Genomic DNA, 18,039 nt, shown 5'->3' with positions numbered 1-18,039 from the left:
TTAAAACCAAGAAATCAGTTTTCTGAAAAGTTTATTTTGGCTCGCCCAGTAATGAATATAATCTTTTAAATTTTTCGACGTAATTTTAGAAATCATCGCTTTTCCTAATTTTTTATCTTCAAAATAACCAGCCAAAAAGAGGGAGTGTTTATAATGATTTTGATAATACCTGTTTACTACAGATACATTGAAATTATATTTATTTGTGAAATAATCAAACAACTTCAACATCTGTTGCTTTTGAAAAAGTAAATCTTTAATTTTTCTTAAATGGGTATAAGAGGTTTTATGTACGCGATAAATGTGTAACGATTCTTTTATGGTTGAAACCTTAGTGTTCATTATCAAATCTACTAATATAGGATAATCATCAACGGCAATATTCATTTTAAAATATGTGTCAAAATCTACATATTGATATAGTTTTTCTCTATTAAAACAAATGCCTATAGGCGTGAAAGTGCCTAATAATATGGCATTTTTGTATTCATTTTTTTTACTTTCTAGAAGAGGTTTGTTTTTATACTGGTTGGTGTTATTAGTGTCTTCTATATATTCATCAAATCCAGAATCTACAAAGCCTAAGCTATCATCACTCCTTAGAGCATTTACCATTTTTTGCAGCGCATCCTCGGTTTTAAGCAGGTCATCTCCAGCAATATCAAATACATATTTTCCATTACATCTATCAAGTGTTGCTTTAAAATTTTTAAGAATTCCTAATTGAGATTCGTTTTTTAAAACTTTGAATATAGCAGGATGTCTTTTACTGTAATTAGTAATAATTTCGAGAGTTCTATCAGAAGAACAATCATCCCCAACAACAATTTCATAATCAAAATTTACCTTTTGCCTGAGAATGGATTGAAGGGTTTCTTCAATATGCTTTTCGTTGTTGAACGTAATAAGGTGGACAGATAGAATAGGCATACAGACAAATATTGAATAAATATAGGTAATATATAAAGGGCAACTCAAAAAAAGTTATTTTTGGTTGGAGATATAAATAATTTTCGGTTGCAGAAAAAAATAGCTTTAATAGGTTTTAGGTTAAACGGCGGAGGTGCAGAAAGAGTTGCAGCTACCTTATCTCATTTTTTTTACAATCATAATATTGAAGTGCATCACATCATTGTACTTGATGATATTGCATACTCATACTCCGGGACTGTTTACAATTTAGGCAAGTTGAAAAATAAAACTAACGGATTATTTAACAAGTTAAACAGGTTAACAGCTCTTAAAAAGTATTTAAATCAACATCAATTTGATTTTATAATTGATTTTAGATTTAGAACAAAGCCTATACAAGAATTACTTATTGCTAGGTTGTTTTATAATACTAAATCTATATTTACAGTACATAGCTCTGAGTTGGATGTTTATATGCCTAATCAATCATTTTTAACTCGTTTAATGTATGCCAATGCGTATAAAGTTGTAGCTATAACTAAGGCTATGCAAAAAATGATTGAAGTTAAACATAACTTGAAAAATGTAACAACTATTTATAACCCAATTAATTTAGAAGAGATTAATAAATTGGCTCAAGATAATGTCGATTTAGATTATGATTATGTTATTAGCGCAGGTAGGTTCGATTCTAATGTGAAACAATTTGATAAACTTATTTATGCCTACGCTAAATCGATATTACCAAAAAAAGGTATACATCTAGTAATTTTGGGAGTTGGAACAATGAAAAATCAACTCATTGAAGTAGCAAGAGAACAAGGAGTATTAAATTTAGTACACTTCTTAGGATTTAAAAACAATCCTTACAAGTACTATAAACAGGCTAAATTTTATATATTATCCAGTATGCTTGAGGGGATGCCAATGGTGTTAATTGAATCATTGGCTTGTGGAACTCCAGTTGTCTCTTTTGATTGTGAAACTGGTCCAAGAGAAATTATTTCTGATAATGAGAATGGATTACTTGTAGAGCATCAAAATATTGAAGAACTAATAGAAGCGATTAATTTATTTGAAATGGATAACGCTTTGTATTCTAATTGTAAAAATAATGCTGCTAAAAGTGTTAGTAAATTTTCACTTGAAAAAATTGGTAAAGAATGGCTTAATTTACTTTCAGATTAAAATATGAAATCAAAAAAATAGCAATTATTACACCTTCTGCAGGAAGCGGTGGTGCCGAAAAGGTGTCTACGTTGTTGTCTTTGATTTTAGAGAAATTAGATTACAATGTCCATTTTATTGCCGCATATCCCACAAAAGATTTTAAAGTAGGCGGAAATTATTACACGCTCAATATACCAAAAGGGTCTCCGCTTAGTAAAATTCATCAAATAAAGGGTTTTTTTAAACTTAGAAAATATATTAAAGAACAAGAAATTGACATCATAATCGATTTTAGGTCAAGGCGATTATTACCCACAGAATTATTATTTACTTATTTTGTTTTACCGAAATTTGAAAGCATCATTTACACATTTCATCTACCCTTATTGGATAAATACATTCCTAAACCTTGGGGATTGTTTAGGAAAACTTATAATCTTTCAAAAAAGATTGTTTGTGTTTCTGAAGGTATTCAGGAAAAAGCAAATAAAATAGGTTTAAGTAATACAGAAGTAATATTAAATCCATTAGATTTCGATTTTATAGCCAGTAAAATTGAGAACAAAAAAACATATGATTTTAAATTTATTATTGGTGTAGGTAGAATGGATGATAATATCAAGCAGTTTGACCATTTGATGTATGCGTATTCAAAATCTGTACTACCAGAAAATAATATTCATTTAGTGATTCTTGGTCAAGGGGCTTATCAGCCAGCACTTGAAGCTTACAGACAAGAATTGTTTCATAATGAAAAAATTCATTTTGAAGGGTTTCAAAAAAACCCATTTCAATTTATGAGTGAAGCAGAGTTTTTTGTACTGTCTAGTGAATTTGAAGGTTTTCCAATGGTTATTTTAGAATCTTTGGCATGTGGAACACCGGTTGTATCCTATGATTGCCTTACAGGGCCTAGTGAAATTATTACCCAAAATGAAAATGGAATTTTAGTGCCTGCTCAAAATAAAGACAAACTTACTAAAGCGATAAATGAGTTGGCAACAAATAATGTGCTTTTTCAGCATTGTAAGAATAATGCTAAAGCATCAGTAGAACATTTGTCCTTTAATAATATAGGAAAACAATGGGAAACCTTAATTGATAGTGATTAACCTTTCCGTTGCACTACCTCATAAACCTGATTCTCATCACATTTCAAAGTCTTGCTAGGGTATTTTAAAAGTAGGGCGTAATCGTGAGTAGCCATAAGTATTGTATTGCCATTTTTATTAATGTCTTGTAATACTTCCATAACTTCAACACTAGTTTGCGGATCTAGATTTCCTGTTGGTTCATCTGCCAAAATAAGTTCAGGATTGTTTAATAAAGCTCTAGCAATAGCAACACGTTGTTGCTCTCCACCAGATAATTCATGAGGGAATTTAAATCCTTTAGTTTTCATACCTACTTTTGTTAAAACTTCTTCAACACGAGTATTCATTTTGTCTTTTTCTCTCCAACCAGTAGCTTTCAAAACAAACAATAAATTGTCGTTTATAGTTCTATCAATCAATAATTTAAAATCTTGAAAAACAACACCCAGTTTTCGCCTTAAAAATGGAATTTCCTTTTCTTTTAAAGTCTTTAAATTATAATCTACAATAGAGCCTTGTCCTTCTGTTAAAGGTAAATCCCCATAAAGCGTTTTCATAAAACTACTTTTTCCCGTACCTGTTTTACCAATTAAATACACAAATTCGCCTTTGTTTATTTCAACATTCACATTAGAAAGCACCAAGCTTTCTCCTTGATAAATAGAGGCATCCTTAAGTTGTAAAATGGTTTCAGACATGGAAAATGAGTTTCAAAGTACAAGTTTAAAGTTAAATGTTTAACGGCGCAAACCATAACTGTATTTTATTTATTTTATTATTGGAGAATATGACATTCCTATTTAGCCTTTTATCTTGCGTATTCATTCAATGTTTTAACATTTAATAACTCCGTTTATAATTCTAGCACGATTGTTGCGTTATAGATTTGATATTAATTTATCTTTGAATTCATCAAACAAAATCAAATACTAAATGAACTTTAAAAATAGTATTTCTATAATCATAGCTATTAGCTTTAGTTTTCAAGTCATAGCACAACAATCAGCGGTTTATACAAATAGTTTGGTAGATTATCAAAAGGCATTGAGCCTTTATAATAATCAGCAATACCAAGCAGCACAATCGCTCTTTTCTCAAATTAGAAAATCGGCTACTAAAGAAGGTTTAAAAGGCGAATGCACCTACTATATTGCTAACTGTGCAGTACGTTTAAATCAACAAAATGCAGATCAACTTATTAACGATTTTGTAGAAGAATACCCAACCAGCACAAAGCGAAATACTGCTTTTGTGGATGTAGCAGATTATTATTTCGCCAACGGAAAATATGCTTATGCCAGAAAATGGTATGATAGAGTTGACGAAAATGCATTATCAAGAAAAGAACGTCAAAAATTTTACTTCAATAATGGCTATACCGCTTTTGTTACTAAACAATATAAAGATGCCAAAAAGTATTTAAGTAAGGTTGAAAGTTCTCCAGAATATGGCTCTCAGGCAAAATATTATATTGGTTTTATGGCTTATGAGGGAGATGACTACGATAAAGCCAATGAATATTTTGAGCAAGTAAATGATAAAGAACGCTACAAAGAAAAATTATCTTATTATCAAGCAGATTTAAATTTTAAGCTGGGGAAATTTGAAGAGGCTATTAAATTGGCAAAAGAAAGACTAGATTCTAGTGAAGAAGAAGAAGTGTCAGAATTATCTAAAATTATAGGAGAAAGTTATTTCAACTTAGAAAAATACACAGAGGCAATCCCGTTTTTGCAAGCTTACAAAGGAAAAAAGGAAAACGAGATAGAACAGCAAAATGGAATAATACAGACTTTTATCAACTTGGATATGCACATTATAAACAAGGCGATTATGAGAGTGCAATTTCAGAATTCAATAAAATTATTGGAGGTACAAATAGTATTGCACAAAACGCTTACTATCATTTAGGAGAAAGCTATATCAAACTAGATAAAAAACAAGAAGCTTTAAATGCCTTTAGAAATGCATCAGAAATGGATTTCGATTTGAAAATTCAAGAAGATGGGTGGTTAAATTATGCGAAGATTAGTTACGAAATAGGGAATCCATACCAATCGGTACCTCAGGTTTTAGCAGGTTATTTAGATAAATATCCAAAAACAAGTTACAAAGAAGAGATTGAAACGTTATTGATTGATTCGTATATCACTTCAAAAAATTATGAAGAAGCACTTAATCTTTTAAAAGGTAAAAACAGTTTTGAAAACAAAGTTGCATATCAAAAAGTGGCATTTTTTAGAGGGTTAGAACTGTATAATGACAATCAATATCTGGAGGCAGAATCTCTTTTTGATAAATCTCTAGATGAACAAAGAGACGAAAAATTTACTGCAAGAGCTACATTCTGGAAAGCCGAAGCAGATTATAATCTTACAAATTATGATGATGCATTAGTTGGTTTTAAACAGTTTAAACAACAATCTGTTGGTATGACTTTACCAGAATTAGAAAACCTAGATTACAATTTGGCTTACACATATTTTAAGTTGAAAAACTATGATCAAGCCTCTAATTATTTTAATCAATTTATATCAAAACGTAAAGAAGATAAGGTAAGGTTGAATGATGCTTACTTACGTTTAGGCGATGGCTATTTTGTATCAAGTAATTACAATAATGCTATTGATGCTTACAATAAGGCTATTAAATTGAATGAAGTAGAATCTGATTATGCATTTTTTCAAAAAGCCATAAGCACAGGTTATGCCGGAAATACTTCAAAGAAAATCAAAGAATTAGAAACTTTTATTAGTGAATATCCAAAATCTAAGTTGCGTGATGATGCGATGTATGAACTAGGAAATTCTTATGTAAAAGCAAATAAAGTAAGTGATGCCATGGCAATTTACGATCGTTTGAGTTCAGAATACAGAATGAGTTCTTTCGTGCCAAAAGCGTTATTACGTCAAGGCTTAATAAAATATAATGCTAGTCAAAACGAGTCAGCTTTAGTAAAATTCAAAAATGTAGCAAGTAATTATCCTGGTACACCAGAAGCTGTTCAAGCAGTTTCAACAGCGCGTTTAATTTATATCGATTTAGGTCGTGTAGATGAGTATGCCGCTTGGGTTAAAAAACTAGATTATGTTGAGGTTACCGATGCCGATTTAGATAATGCTACTTACGAAGCCGCAGAAAAACAATATTTAGAAAATAATACTGATGCTGCCATCAAACAATTTAATGGCTATTTAAATAGTTTTCCAAACGGTATTCACAGCTTGCAGTCTCATTTTTATGTGGCACAATTATATTTTAAGAAAGATTTAATCGAAAATGCCGCACCACATTATAAACATGTGGTGGATGCCTCAAGAAGTGAATTTACCGAGGAAGCGTTATCGCGTTTATCACAATATCATTTGGGAAATAAAAATTGGAATGCAGCAATTCCGTTGCTAAAACGATTGGAAGAAGAAGCTAATTTTCCGCAGAATGTTGTATTTGCCCAGTCTAATTTAATGAAAGCATATTATCAATTGGATGATTATAATGATGCAGTTGCTTATGCTGAAAAAGTATTGAAAAGCTCAAAAATTGATAATAAAATTAAAAGTGACGCACATATAATTATTGCACGTTCTGCCATAAAAACAGGAGATGAAGCAAAAGCAAAATCTGCTTATAAAAAAGTTCAAAAAGTTGCCACGGGCGAAACTGCTGCCGAAGCATTGTATTATGATGCTTACTTTAAACATAAAGATGGAAACTATAAAGCATCAAACACGTCGGCTCAAAAATTAGCCAAAGATTATTCGGGTTATAAATATTATGGCGCTAAAGGATTAGTTGTTATGGCGAAAAACTTTTATGCTTTAAAAGATGCATACCAAGCAACCTATATTTTAGAAAGTGTTATTGAAAACTTTAAGCAGTTTGATGATGTTGTTGATGAAGCTAAAGTAGAATTAAGTAGAATTAAACGAGAAGAAGCAAAAACAAATTCATCAATTGTACCAGAAGATTAAAAAAGTTTTCAGTCTCAGTATTCAGTAAAAAAATAAATCGTCAATCGTAAATCAAAAATTGTAAATCTAAATCATATGCGAAAGCAAATTAAATATATTCTAGTCGCACTAATTACATGTAATACTTCTCTTTTCTTTTCACAAGACAAAGTAAAAGATACTATTAAAACAGGAGTTATAGACGTTGTAAAACCATACACACCATCAATATCTGATGCGTTTAAAGTAAAAGAAGTTCCTAATGCCGAAGATGAAGAAACGCTTCAGAAAAAAGAAATTCAATACAATATCTTTTCATTTCCGGTAGCTTCAACATTTACACCAGCAAAAGGAAAAGCGGCGACGGTAGAGAAAGCAAAACCAGTAAAACTTTTCGATAATTACGCAACGCTTGGTGTTGGTACTTACACCACTATTTTAGGAGAGGTGTATTTAAATCATGCTATTAGTCGCACCGAAAGTGTTGGCGGATATTTCAGTCATCATTCATCGGCAGGAGGTATTGAAGGCGTTCAGTTTGATGATAATTTTTCGAATTCAAAAATTAATGTGAATTACGGATCACGTTTACGAGATTTAGCTTGGAATGTTGAAGCTGGTTTTCAGCATCAACTATATAATTGGTATGGTGTGCCAACATCTCAAATTATGGCAGCGCAAACAGATGGAATAGATACAGATCATGCATTTTCGAGTGTGCATTTTGGCGGAGATATTAATTTTGAAGACACCTATATCAATTCTGGAAGTTTCTTTTTTAGAAGATTTTCTGACAATCAAGGCTCAGGGGAAAATCGATTTATAGCCAAAGCCAAAGTTGATATTCCTGTAAATGGAGAAGAGATTTCAACAGATTTTATAGTTGATTATTTAGGCGGGACATTTGATAGAAGTTATACTGTAAATAACGAGTTAAATTATGGTAATTTTATTATTGGTGTTACACCAACCTATCAATTAAAAGAAGATGATTTAACTGTGAATTTGGGTGCTACTATTAATTATTTAAACGATAGAGAATCGGGAGATAATACAATATATATTTATCCGAACGTTACCGCATCTTACCGATTAGTTGATGATGTATTGATTGCTTTTGGAGGGATTGAAGGTGGCTTAATTCAGAATTCATACCATGGTTTTGCATCCGAAAATCCATTCGTTTCCCCAACACTTTTTATTGCACCAACAGATCAACAATACAATGCTTATATAGGTTTAAAAGGAAAATTATCCAGTAACATGAGTTATAGCGTAAACGGATTGTATAAAGCAGATAGAAATAGGGCTTTATTTAGAAATAATGACATTACTTTAATGACAGACCAGTCGTATTCCTACGGAAATTCATTCGGGATTGTATATGACGATGTTTCTACTTTTGGAGTTGCAGGGGAATTAAATGTTGATGTAAACAGAAACTTTAAACTAGGTATAAAAGCAGAATATTTTAGTTACAATACCGATGATGAAGCTGAAGCTTGGAATTTACCAGACGTAAAAGGCTCGTTGTTTTTAGATTATCAAATAGACGAACATTGGTTTGCAGGCGCAAATTTAATTTATACAGGAGAGCGTAAAGATCAATTCTTTTTAAATGATGGGGTAACTGTTACCTCTCCATTTACGGTAACTTTAGATAGCTTTTTTGATGCGAATGCTCATGTAGGGTATCATATTAACGACCAAATATCAGTATTTGCAAAAGCGAATAATATTGCAAATAACGCTTATCAGCGTTGGCAAAATACGCCTGTTCAGAGCATTCAGTTTTTGGCTGGGGCTACTTTTAAGTTTGATTTTTGACACTAGTGTTACCCTGAACTTGTTTCAGGGTCTAGTTTTTTTGTCATTTCTACTAAGGCAAGAATAATCCATAATTAAATAATATGTCTTATCGTAAATACTACTTATTAAACTACATTTTTATAATTGGATTAGTTTTACTATTGCTAAATGACCATATTTTTAAATGGGAGTTTTCTAATTGGGTTACTGGTAAACTTTCTGATTTTGTTGGTTTATTAATTTTTCCATTCTTTTTGACTTTTTATTTCCAAAAGCGATTAAATGGAACGTGATTTTTACAGGCTTGTTTTTTGTGTTATGGAAATCTCCTTATTCGCAAGGATTCATTGATGTATATAATTCTATAACGTTTATAAAAATAACAAGAGTTGTCGATTATTCTGATTTGATTGCCTTATCGGTTTTACCACTTTCGTATTATTATATGAAAAGGGTAAAAGATTATGAAAAACTAAGAATTGAAAAGATAAGTATCCATCCAATTTTTATATTACTGCCAGTAATAATTGTTTTTATGGCAACATCTCCTCCAGCCAGATATTATTATAATAAATCAAATGGAAACTTAAGATTTTTTAAATCTGGACTAAAAGTAAATATGAGTAAAGAAGATGTTTTAATCAAAATGGAGCAATATAAAATTGAAGCTTATTTGGACACTATATTTGAAAATCCTGATTACGTTGTTGCATCTCGACTAAAACTAAATTATTATAAAGTTGACCAAATTGTATTTGATAATGATACGATTCGAGATTTACAGTTTTCAATGATGCCTAAAAAAGGAGCAAAAACTAAAATATTTTTAAATGGAATGAATATTTCTAAGGAAATTAAAGAAGATGAGTTAAAAAAAGAATTAAGAAAATACTACAAGAAATTATTGAGAAAGTATATCAAGGAAACTCTTAAAAACTAACTCAACCGCGCCAAATAATCAAAATGCTCCCCTTCTAAAACCAACTCACATTTCAAACCCACAGTTTTACAAACCAATTTCAAAGTGTCAAAATCTAAATACAACCATTTCATAGGTAATTCCTTTTCGCCTTTATAACTTAAAAAATAATCGAGTTCGCCATAATAATTAGCGTTGGTATCTATCCATAAACCACCATCTTCATCTTGGTACATATATTTAATATCCGAAGAATCAATTAAAATTTGTCCGTTTGGGTTTAGCAGACTTTTTAAGTGTGTCAAATATTTAGAAACCTGAATTAATTCTTGAAAAATTCCTGTGCCATTCATCAACAGTAAAATTGTGTCAAAAGTTTCGGTTTCATCTAGAAGACTTAAAACTTTGGTATTCAAAACACCTCGTTTTTGAGCCACTTCAATAGCACCTTTAGAAATATCAATAGCTGTAACTTGCAACCCCTTTTCTTGTAAACACAAACTATGATTGCCAGCACCACAACCAACATCCAAAATTTTTCCTTTGGATAATTTTAAAGCTTTTTGTTCTATTTTCGGCATGTCTTTAAAACCACGAAACAAATAGGGTAGTGGCAGCACATCTTCATCTGAAATACTTGTAGAAGTTATAATGTCTTCGGTGTAATTTCCATTTTGGTAATCTAATAAGGCTTGTCCGAAAAGGTCTTTCATTAATTTAATATTGAGCGTCCTTGTAAAGACGAAATATGTTATTTTTACACCATGCAAGATAGTATCAATAATCTCCCAAAGCTCGCCAAAGATAAGCATAACGAAAACAAGAAATTTTTAGCAAAGCTTAAAAAGAAACCTCCCAAAAATTTGGATTATACCATGCAAGAATTGCATGAACAGGAGTTTGAACGTACCGATTGTTTGCAATGTGCCAATTGTTGTAAAACCACAGGACCACTATTTACAGATAAAGATGTAGATAGAATAGCAAAACATTTTAGAATGAAGTCACAACAATTTATAGAGCAATATTTGCGAATTGATGAGGATGACGATTATGTTTTACAAAGTGTACCATGCACCTTTTTAGGAGCAGATAATTATTGCTCTATTTATGAGGTTCGCCCAAAAGCCTGTAGAGAATTTCCACATACAGATAGAAAAAAGTTTCAACAAATTTCAAACTTAACATTAAAGAATGTTGCCATTTGTCCAGCCGCTTTTAATATTGTTGAGGCTATGAAAGATCGAATAAAGACATGAAAATCTTGGTGTTATAGTTTCAAATTATAATACAATATGCTCATATTCAATTAGTTGTTATAAAAAGTTCATTTGTTCTTCTTAGTGATGTTTTTGAAGGTAATTTGGTGTAAACCAATACCAATACCAAAACCTAAAGATGACTACCAAACCCTATTTACACAATTTAACGGCGCTTCGAGGAATAGCAGCTATTCTAGTTGCTGTTTTACACTTTCATTTTTTTAGGCCCAATAGTACCCTATAAAGAAGCAGTTGTTATCGATAAGTTTTATCTCATGGTAGACTTGTTTTTTATTTTGAGCGGTTTTATCATGTGTTATGTCTATGAAAATACTTTTAAAACTGGTGTGGTAAAATCCAACTATAAAATTTTTTTGATAGCGAGGTTAGCCAGAATATATCCGCTTCATTTTTTAACATTTATAGCTGAGGTTTTAATTTTTTTATTCATTTTTTCAATAGGTAAATTTGAAATTTTACCAGCTCATAACCAGCATCTTTACCGCTTAGATGCTATACCAGTTCAGTTAGCTTTTTTACAAACAGTTGGAATATTTGATTTTGATACATTTAATGCTCCCGCATGGAGTTTAAGTGCAGAATGGTGGGCCTATGTATTGTTTCCGTTTCTTTTTGTCTTATTTAAAAAATTAGGTTATAAAAATTGGATTGTTGCTTTTTTAATAGCAGTATCAGGCTGGGTTTGTATTGAATTTATGTTATCCTCAACGGAGCCCTTTATGAACTATCCTCCAGATCCAAACAAAAAAACATTAGATGTAAATTGGCATTATGGAACCCTAAGAGGAATTTTTGGATTCATTGCTGGTATGGCTATTTGGCAAGTATTTACCAGAAAAAAGTAACGAATTTATTTGGTAATGGATGGACTTTGTTTTTACTAGTAGTTGTAGCAATTACTTTTATGTATATTGAGTTTTATGACACAGCAACAGTAATAATTTTTTCTCTTATAATATTATCTTCAGCATATGGTAGTAATAATATTAATAAGTTTTTTGCCATTAAACTATTAAGAAAATTAGGAGATTGGTCATTTTCAATCTACATCTGGCATATGGTACTCATTCATATTATAATGTTGTTTTTTATATATGATAGAATTGAACCTATTAAAGCCTTATTGAGGCCATTGAGCAATTATCCCACAAAGTTATTGCTGGTTTTATTTTTAATTTTTACCAGTATTATTGGCTACCTTTCATTTAAATACATTGAAACACCAACACGAAGATGGATTAAAAAAAGTATAGTAGTTAACGATAACTATGCGTCAATAATTTGTATTAGTATTGTATATTTATTGAAAAATAAATTGCAAATGGAGCAACTATTAAACTACTTCGAAACCATTCCATCCCATCATCGTGTTATTATTTTAGTAGGTGGTTTAACCTTTTTTTGGTTACTAGAAGGTGTAATGCCGCTTTTTGGTAAACCATATAAAAAATGGAAACATGCAATACCTAATATATTTTTTACATTAACTACCATTTTAGTCAATTTACCATTAGCGTTCTTACTACTGAAATCATCAGATTGGGTTTTTTCAAACAGTTTCGGAATTATAAATTGGCTTCCAGAAATGCCGCTGTGGCTCTATGCAGTTCTAGGGCTTTTACTCATGGACTTTATAGGCTCTTATTTACCTCATTTAATAGAGCATAAAGTAAAACCTCTTTGGATGGTGCATTTAGTACATCATACAGATCATAACGTAGATACTACAACAGCAAATCGCCATCACCCACTAGAAAGCGTTATTAGGTATGTATTTACCCTAATAGGTATATTTATTATTGGAACACCCATAGCGCTGGTATTATTATATCAGTCTTTATCTGCAGTAGCAACACAATTCAATCATGCCAATATAAAGTTACCAAAGCAGGTAGATACTATTTTAAGCTACGTTATTGTCTCTCCAGACATGCACAAAGTACACCACCATTACCGTTTACCATATACTGATTCTAATTATGGCAATATCTTTTCCGTTTGGGACAGATTATTTGGTACCTACATGAAACTAGATGCAAGTAAAATAGTATATGGCGTAGATGTTTTCCCTAATGAAAAAAAGAATGGAAATATTGCAGAACTATTAAAACAACCATTTCAGAAATACGACAAACCAACAATGCATTCAGATAGTTGATTTTTTGTATTCGGGCGTTACCCGAAAAGGGTCGGGCTTTCCGCTATATCTTTTTAAAAAAGTCATTGCAGAGTTGCAATAACTGTGGCAATCAACTAAGCTAAAAGCTTATTTATATATTATTTTTCTTCAAAGTTTTAAAAAGGATGCCGCATCAATCCTTAACGTAAAAGAAACTAAGGATAAATTAAATATTGTTCTCGCATTTTTTTAAAAACATTTAAATCATTTTCCCAAGTTGCTTTAATCTCTTTTTCAGATAAACCGGCTTCAATTTGTTGTTGTAATTTATCAGTTCCAGCATGTGTCGTGAAATTCTTCGTATTAAAAAACTTTGATTTATCTGTTGAATTTTGATACGCTTCAATTACCCATTTAAGTGTCATAACACCATGTAATTCTTCATCTTTTAAATCCTTACCGTAACACATTACATTTTTATGCTTAGGATGTTTTGCACCAAAATTAGGGATTGGTGTGTATGTAAACGTCATAGTTTCTTTATCTAAAAACGGAGCACCAAATCTCTGAAATTGAAATTCAGTACCACGACCAGCATTTATATTAGTACCTTCAAAAAGTCCAAGACTAGGGTATAGTTTTATGGATTGATCGTTTGGTAAATTAGGAGAAGGTCTAATTGGTAAACTATAAAAAGTATCGTGCGTATAATTTTTTATAGGAATAATAGATATATTACATTGAAGTCCATCTTTCAACCATTTTTCGCCATTAATCATTTGCGCATATTCGCCAATAGTCATGCCGTGAACCAATGGTATAGGGTGCATTCCCAAGAAACTTTTGTTTTCAATTTCTAAAGTAGGGCCGTCAATATAATGTCCGTTAGGGTTTGGTCTGTCCAAAATTAGCACAGGAATTCCCGCTTCGGCACAAGCTTCCATAACGTAATGTAATGTAGAAATATAAGTATAAAAACGAACGCCAACATCCTGAATATCAAATATAATAATGTCTAAATCTTTTAATGATTCTGGTGTTGGTTTTCTATGTTTTCCATGAAGAGAAACTAATGGAAGTTGCGTTTTAATATCAATGCCATCCTCAACATGTTCTCCAGCATCTGCTTTTCCACGAAAGCCATGTTCTGGGGCAAATACTTTAACAGCGTTTATGCGCTTATCACTATGCAGAAAATCTACTAAATGATAACTTGTATCTGTCTTTAATTCAGGATTGTCCAAATTCGGTAAACTAAGTGTAACAACCGAAGTCTGATTTGCCACAATCCCAACGCGTTTACCTTTTAATAAAGGTAAATATAACTCTGTTCGATTGGCACCCACGATAATGGCTTTATCATCCCGAACTTGTTTCAGAACCTCATCCTTTGCTACATTCTCATTTTTCCCTTTAGAAGCACAAGAAATCATTACTAAAACAATCCCAGTAATTATCGAGAAAACTGTATTTTTGAAAACATTAAAACCCATAGTATAATTTTGAATTACGAGTATTTTATAGCTAAACGCATTATTGGTAGTAAAGCGTATAAAAGTAGTATTTCGGCACCAATAATAAAAATTGGAATTGCTGCAATTGCTATTGGTTTGGTTGTGATGATGATTGCTATTGCAACAGGCATTGGGCTACAAGAAAAAATACGTGATAAAGTAGTGGCGTTTAATGGGCATGCAACCATTACAAATTACGATAGCAACGCATCCCAAGAAAGTGTAATGCCTATTTCTAAGGTACAAGACTTTTATCCAGAATTTAAAGCTATAGAAGGTGTAAAGCACATTCAGGCTGTGGCCACCAAATTCGGGGTAATACGAACCGAAACAGATTTTGAGGGTACGGTTTTAAAAGGCGTAGGTTCAGATTATAATTGGGATTATTTTAAAGAATATTTAGTAGAAGGGCGCATACCAAGTTTCGATACCAAGTGGAGCGAAGAAGTTTTAATCTCTAAATATTTAGCCAACAGGTTGGGCTTTAAAGTCAACGACAAGTTCCAAATGTATTTCCTAAAGGACGATACCGAAAAACCACCAAACATCATCAGTTTTAAAATAGTTGGCATTTACAATTCTGGATTTCAAGATTTTGATGCAACTTACTTAATAGGCAACCTTAGGGCATATACAACGTATTAATAAGTGGGATGAAGATCAAATAGGTAACTTCGAAGTTTTTATTGACGATTATGATGATTTAGACCGCATGGGCGTAGAAATTTTTCAAAACACCCCATCAACCCTAAATACTTCTACAGTAAACGAAAAATTCTATTCCATTATAGAATGGATTAAAATTTTCGATAAAAATATTTACGGTATCATCGGGATTATGATATTGGTAGCAGGTATCAACATGATAACTGCACTCTTGGTTTTAATTTTGGAACGCACACAAATGATTGGGATTTTAAAAGCCCTAGGCAGTTCCAATTGGAGCATCCGGAAACTATTTCTATACAACGCTTCCTATTTAATACTACTTGGTTTATTCTGGGGGAACATCATTGGTTTAGGCATTTTATTTGCACAAAAACGCTTCAAGATTTTCGAAATGAACCCAGATGTGTATTACGTTACCGAAGCACCTGTTTACATCAGTTTAAGTTATATTTTAGGGTTAAACCTTGGGACATTAGCGCTATGTCTCATCATGCTTTTGGTGCCCTCGTACATCATAACTAAAATATCACCAGTAAAAGCCATAAGGTTCGAATAATTTTTTATTTGGGCGTTACCCCGAAAAGGGGTCGGGCTTTCCGTTCCAAGTCCTCGCTCGTGCCTCGCTATGGGCTTTCCTCTGCAATCCCTAACGCACCTGTTTGCTAAGTTTTGGTATTGTAGAAATTTTGTTGCTTACCAGCGTTTTTCTCCTAATCTTCAACCCTCCCAATAGCCCTATTACCACTCCCTTTTTCAATACCCACATTTAAATCCCCAAGTTCTTTACGAGACAGTTCTACAACTTCCATAAGTTCTTTTACTTTTTCTGGGTAATTGTCATAAACATTATATTGTTCCCCAGGGTCACGCATCATATTATAAAGTTCTGGTTTATCAATACTCATTTTTATCCTTTTACCACCAAATCCATCATTGCCAGGTTTAGTGTTGTAAGACCTCCAAGTATGGGGTAATACTAGTTTCCAATTGCCTTTTCGTACACCATTTAAATTGTTCTTACCATGATAATACAATATTGTTTCTCTGGGTTCCGATTTAAAATCACCTTTCCAAAGTGATGAAATATCTACACCATCAATCTTATTATTCGATAATTTACCGTTAGAAATCGCAGAAAATGTTGGTAGCAAATCAATAGCACATGCCAGTTTATTACAAATAGTACCTTCGGGAGTTTTACCTGGCCATCGGATGATGAATGGTACTCGCTGACCGCCTTCCCAACTCGTGGTTTTCCCTTCGCGTAAACCTCCCGAAGAACCCGCATGATTTCCAAAATTCAGCCAAGGCCCATTATCTGATGTAAAAATTAAAATTGTATTATTTGTTATATTATTTTGCTCTAAAGCTTTGCTTATTTCTCCAACAGACCAGTCGATTTCCATCATCACGTCGCCATACAACCCTTGCTCACTTTTACCTCTAAACTTGTCAGAAACTCCCAGAGGAATATGTCCCATAGAATGTGGCACGTACAAAAAGAATGGTTTTTTTGCATTTCTATTAATAAAATCAACCGCCTTTTCTGTAAAAAGTGTCGTTAGTTTATCTTGATCTTTCAGGCTTGTAATGTTCTCGATAACTTCATTTCCTTCTATTAAAGGCAATTCTGGGAAATTAGAACGTCCTTTTTTATCTGGTAGTTTCTCCCCGTAATATTGCTATGTGGCCACATATCATTAGAATAGGGCAAGCCAACATATTCGTCAAAACCGTGTTGTAATGGTAAAAACTTCTTTTGCCAACCCAAATGCCATTTTCCGAAGCAAGCTGTTGCATAACCTTGTGCTTTAAACAGTTCTGCAATAGTGAGTTCTTTTGAATTAATCCCAATGTTATGATGTGGAAATAAAGCCCCTGAAAATCCAATTCTATTTGGGTAGCATCCTGTTAAAAGCCCTGCTCGCGAAGAACTACATACAGGCTGAGCCGCATAAAAATTAGTAAACCGCATGCCTTTGCTTGCCATTTGGTCTAGGTTGGGTGTTTCAAAACCTGTTGCGCCGTAACATCCCACATCGCCATAGCCTTCATCATCAATAAATATTACAATTACGTTTGGTGTTCCAGAGTTTTGAGCTTGCAAAAAGTGAGTTAATCCAATAAAAACTAATGTTGTGAGCAGAATTAAAGTTGCGTGTTTTTTCATCTTAAAAAGTTTTTAACTATTCTCAATATCACTAATATGATGTTCTAAAGCCTTTACAGAAATTTGGATTTCTAAAATCAAATAAGCTAAAGAAGCAATCAATAACAATAAAGCAGCTCCAAATACCCAAATAGCAATAGTTTGTTGTTGCACATAAATTAAAAACATGGTTAACACACAAAGGAGCAAACTGCTAATACCGAGAATTTGCATAGATCTGGTAAGATACAATCGCCTTTTAATGTTTTGTATTTGGGCCATTAAAACGCTGTCTTTATTTTGGATGTATTTATCGTGTAAACTTCTTATGGTAGCTGCATATGCTAAAAACCTATTGGTGTAAGCTAGCATAATCAAAGAAATAGCTGAAAATAGTAAGGCTGGCGTGGTAAGTGTCAATTCTTCCATAATTTTTTAAAAAGGTGTAGTC

The 18,039-nt window shown here is 32.2% G+C and carries 14 protein-coding genes and 2 pseudogenes; 9 read left to right on the top strand and 7 right to left on the bottom strand.

Going from position 1 to position 18,039, the window contains the following annotated elements:
* Complete coding sequence (locus AC0L5U_RS08825; protein ID WP_473415873.1) at positions 1-930, bottom strand: glycosyltransferase family 2 protein; 930 nt, start codon at positions 928-930, stop codon at positions 1-3.
* A gap of 87 nt (positions 931-1,017) precedes the next feature.
* On the opposite strand from AC0L5U_RS08825, the gene AC0L5U_RS08820 reads away from it, so the two are divergent.
* Together AC0L5U_RS08820 and AC0L5U_RS08815 are read left to right on the top strand one after the other, a co-directional pair.
* The gene (locus AC0L5U_RS08820) at positions 1,018-2,100 is read left to right on the top strand and encodes a glycosyltransferase (protein ID WP_473415872.1); all 1,083 of its coding nucleotides are present in this window, start codon (positions 1,018-1,020) and stop codon (positions 2,098-2,100) included.
* Positions 2,101-2,108: 8 nt separating this feature from the next.
* Positions 2,109-3,194, top strand: a complete 1,086-nt coding sequence (locus AC0L5U_RS08815; RefSeq protein ID WP_473416225.1) for a glycosyltransferase — start codon at positions 2,109-2,111, stop codon at positions 3,192-3,194.
* Here AC0L5U_RS08815 and AC0L5U_RS08810 read toward each other — a convergent pair.
* Positions 3,191-3,874, bottom strand: a complete 684-nt coding sequence (locus tag AC0L5U_RS08810) for a cell division ATP-binding protein FtsE (protein WP_473415871.1) — start codon at positions 3,872-3,874, stop codon at positions 3,191-3,193. The two genes, AC0L5U_RS08815 and AC0L5U_RS08810, sit on opposite strands and share 4 nt — an antisense overlap.
* A gap of 235 nt (positions 3,875-4,109) precedes the next feature.
* On the opposite strand from AC0L5U_RS08810, the pseudogene AC0L5U_RS08805 reads away from it, so the two are divergent.
* The 3 genes and pseudogenes from AC0L5U_RS08805 (at position 4,110) to AC0L5U_RS08795 (ending at position 9,875) form a co-directional block, all read left to right on the top strand.
* Positions 4,110-7,147, top strand: a pseudogene (locus tag AC0L5U_RS08805) (tetratricopeptide repeat protein).
* Positions 7,148-7,222: 75 nt separating this feature from the next.
* On the top strand, positions 7,223-8,953 hold the full coding sequence (locus tag AC0L5U_RS08800; protein ID WP_473415870.1) for a TonB-dependent receptor: 1,731 nt from the start codon (positions 7,223-7,225) through the stop codon (positions 8,951-8,953).
* 271 nt (positions 8,954-9,224) lie between these two features.
* Positions 9,225-9,875 carry a hypothetical protein gene (locus AC0L5U_RS08795; RefSeq protein ID WP_473415869.1) on the top strand — a complete coding sequence of 217 codons (651 nt, stop codon included), beginning with the start codon at positions 9,225-9,227 and terminating at the stop codon, positions 9,873-9,875.
* Here AC0L5U_RS08795 and AC0L5U_RS08790 read toward each other — a convergent pair.
* A complete protein-coding gene (locus AC0L5U_RS08790; RefSeq protein ID WP_473415868.1) occupies positions 9,872-10,567 on the bottom strand; it encodes a class I SAM-dependent methyltransferase in 696 nt (231 codons plus the stop codon). The two genes, AC0L5U_RS08795 and AC0L5U_RS08790, sit on opposite strands and share 4 nt — an antisense overlap.
* Before the next feature lie 51 nt (positions 10,568-10,618).
* Here AC0L5U_RS08790 and AC0L5U_RS08785 point away from each other — a divergent pair, with 51 nt between their 5' ends.
* The 3 genes from AC0L5U_RS08785 to AC0L5U_RS08775 all read left to right on the top strand — a co-directional run bounded on the left by AC0L5U_RS08785 (position 10,619) and on the right by AC0L5U_RS08775 (position 13,295).
* On the top strand, positions 10,619-11,113 hold the full coding sequence (locus tag AC0L5U_RS08785) for a YkgJ family cysteine cluster protein (protein ID WP_473415867.1): 495 nt from the start codon (positions 10,619-10,621) through the stop codon (positions 11,111-11,113).
* Between the two features lie 278 nt (positions 11,114-11,391).
* Positions 11,392-11,982, top strand: a complete 591-nt coding sequence (locus tag AC0L5U_RS08780; protein WP_473415866.1) for an acyltransferase family protein — start codon at positions 11,392-11,394, stop codon at positions 11,980-11,982.
* Between the two features lie 476 nt (positions 11,983-12,458).
* Positions 12,459-13,295 carry a sterol desaturase family protein gene (locus AC0L5U_RS08775; protein ID WP_473416224.1) on the top strand — a complete coding sequence of 279 codons (837 nt, stop codon included), beginning with the start codon at positions 12,459-12,461 and terminating at the stop codon, positions 13,293-13,295.
* Between the two features lie 176 nt (positions 13,296-13,471).
* Here AC0L5U_RS08775 and AC0L5U_RS08770 read toward each other — a convergent pair whose 3' ends face one another.
* A complete protein-coding gene (locus AC0L5U_RS08770) occupies positions 13,472-14,749 on the bottom strand; it encodes an exo-beta-N-acetylmuramidase NamZ family protein (protein WP_473415865.1) in 1,278 nt (425 codons plus the stop codon).
* Positions 14,750-14,758: 9 nt separating this feature from the next.
* Between AC0L5U_RS08770 and AC0L5U_RS08765 the strand changes: the two are divergent.
* Positions 14,759-15,995 (top strand): annotated as a pseudogene (locus AC0L5U_RS08765) (ABC transporter permease).
* Between the two features lie 154 nt (positions 15,996-16,149).
* Here AC0L5U_RS08765 and AC0L5U_RS08760 read toward each other — a convergent pair.
* From AC0L5U_RS08760 to AC0L5U_RS08750, 3 genes are read right to left on the bottom strand one after another with little or no spacing between them, the layout of a single operon-like run.
* Positions 16,150-17,067, bottom strand: a complete 918-nt coding sequence (locus tag AC0L5U_RS08760) for a sulfatase-like hydrolase/transferase (protein ID WP_473415864.1) — start codon at positions 17,065-17,067, stop codon at positions 16,150-16,152.
* Positions 17,058-17,609, bottom strand: coding sequence for a sulfatase-like hydrolase/transferase (locus AC0L5U_RS08755; protein WP_473415863.1), 552 nt, complete (start codon positions 17,607-17,609; stop codon positions 17,058-17,060). The genes AC0L5U_RS08760 and AC0L5U_RS08755 overlap by 10 nt, the downstream gene beginning before the upstream one ends.
* A gap of 12 nt (positions 17,610-17,621) precedes the next feature.
* Positions 17,622-18,017 carry a DUF2721 domain-containing protein gene (locus tag AC0L5U_RS08750; RefSeq protein ID WP_473415862.1) on the bottom strand — a complete coding sequence of 132 codons (396 nt, stop codon included), beginning with the start codon at positions 18,015-18,017 and terminating at the stop codon, positions 17,622-17,624.
* Between the last annotated feature and the right edge of the window lie 22 nt (positions 18,018-18,039).

Source organism: Jejuia sp. G7-7 (assembly GCF_055808955.1).
Note: the sequence above shows the minus strand (reverse complement) of the source record. Positions and strands in the feature narration are given on the sequence as shown.

Coding starts and splice junctions, on each gene's coding strand:
- AC0L5U_RS08755 (WP_473415863.1), bottom strand. CDS start 17,609: ATGAAAAAACACGCAACTTTAATTCTGCTCACAACATTAGTTTTTATT.
- AC0L5U_RS08800 (WP_473415870.1), top strand. CDS start 7,223: ATGCGAAAGCAAATTAAATATATTCTAGTCGCACTAATTACATGTAAT.
- AC0L5U_RS08770 (WP_473415865.1), bottom strand. CDS start 14,749: ATGGGTTTTAATGTTTTCAAAAATACAGTTTTCTCGATAATTACTGGG.
- AC0L5U_RS08775 (WP_473416224.1), top strand. CDS start 12,459: ATGGAGCAACTATTAAACTACTTCGAAACCATTCCATCCCATCATCGT.
- AC0L5U_RS08825 (WP_473415873.1), bottom strand. CDS start 930: ATGCCTATTCTATCTGTCCACCTTATTACGTTCAACAACGAAAAGCAT.
- AC0L5U_RS08780 (WP_473415866.1), top strand. CDS start 11,392: ATGGTAGACTTGTTTTTTATTTTGAGCGGTTTTATCATGTGTTATGTC.
- AC0L5U_RS08790 (WP_473415868.1), bottom strand. CDS start 10,567: ATGAAAGACCTTTTCGGACAAGCCTTATTAGATTACCAAAATGGAAAT.
- AC0L5U_RS08785 (WP_473415867.1), top strand. CDS start 10,619: ATGCAAGATAGTATCAATAATCTCCCAAAGCTCGCCAAAGATAAGCAT.
- AC0L5U_RS08810 (WP_473415871.1), bottom strand. CDS start 3,874: ATGTCTGAAACCATTTTACAACTTAAGGATGCCTCTATTTATCAAGGA.
- AC0L5U_RS08750 (WP_473415862.1), bottom strand. CDS start 18,017: ATGGAAGAATTGACACTTACCACGCCAGCCTTACTATTTTCAGCTATT.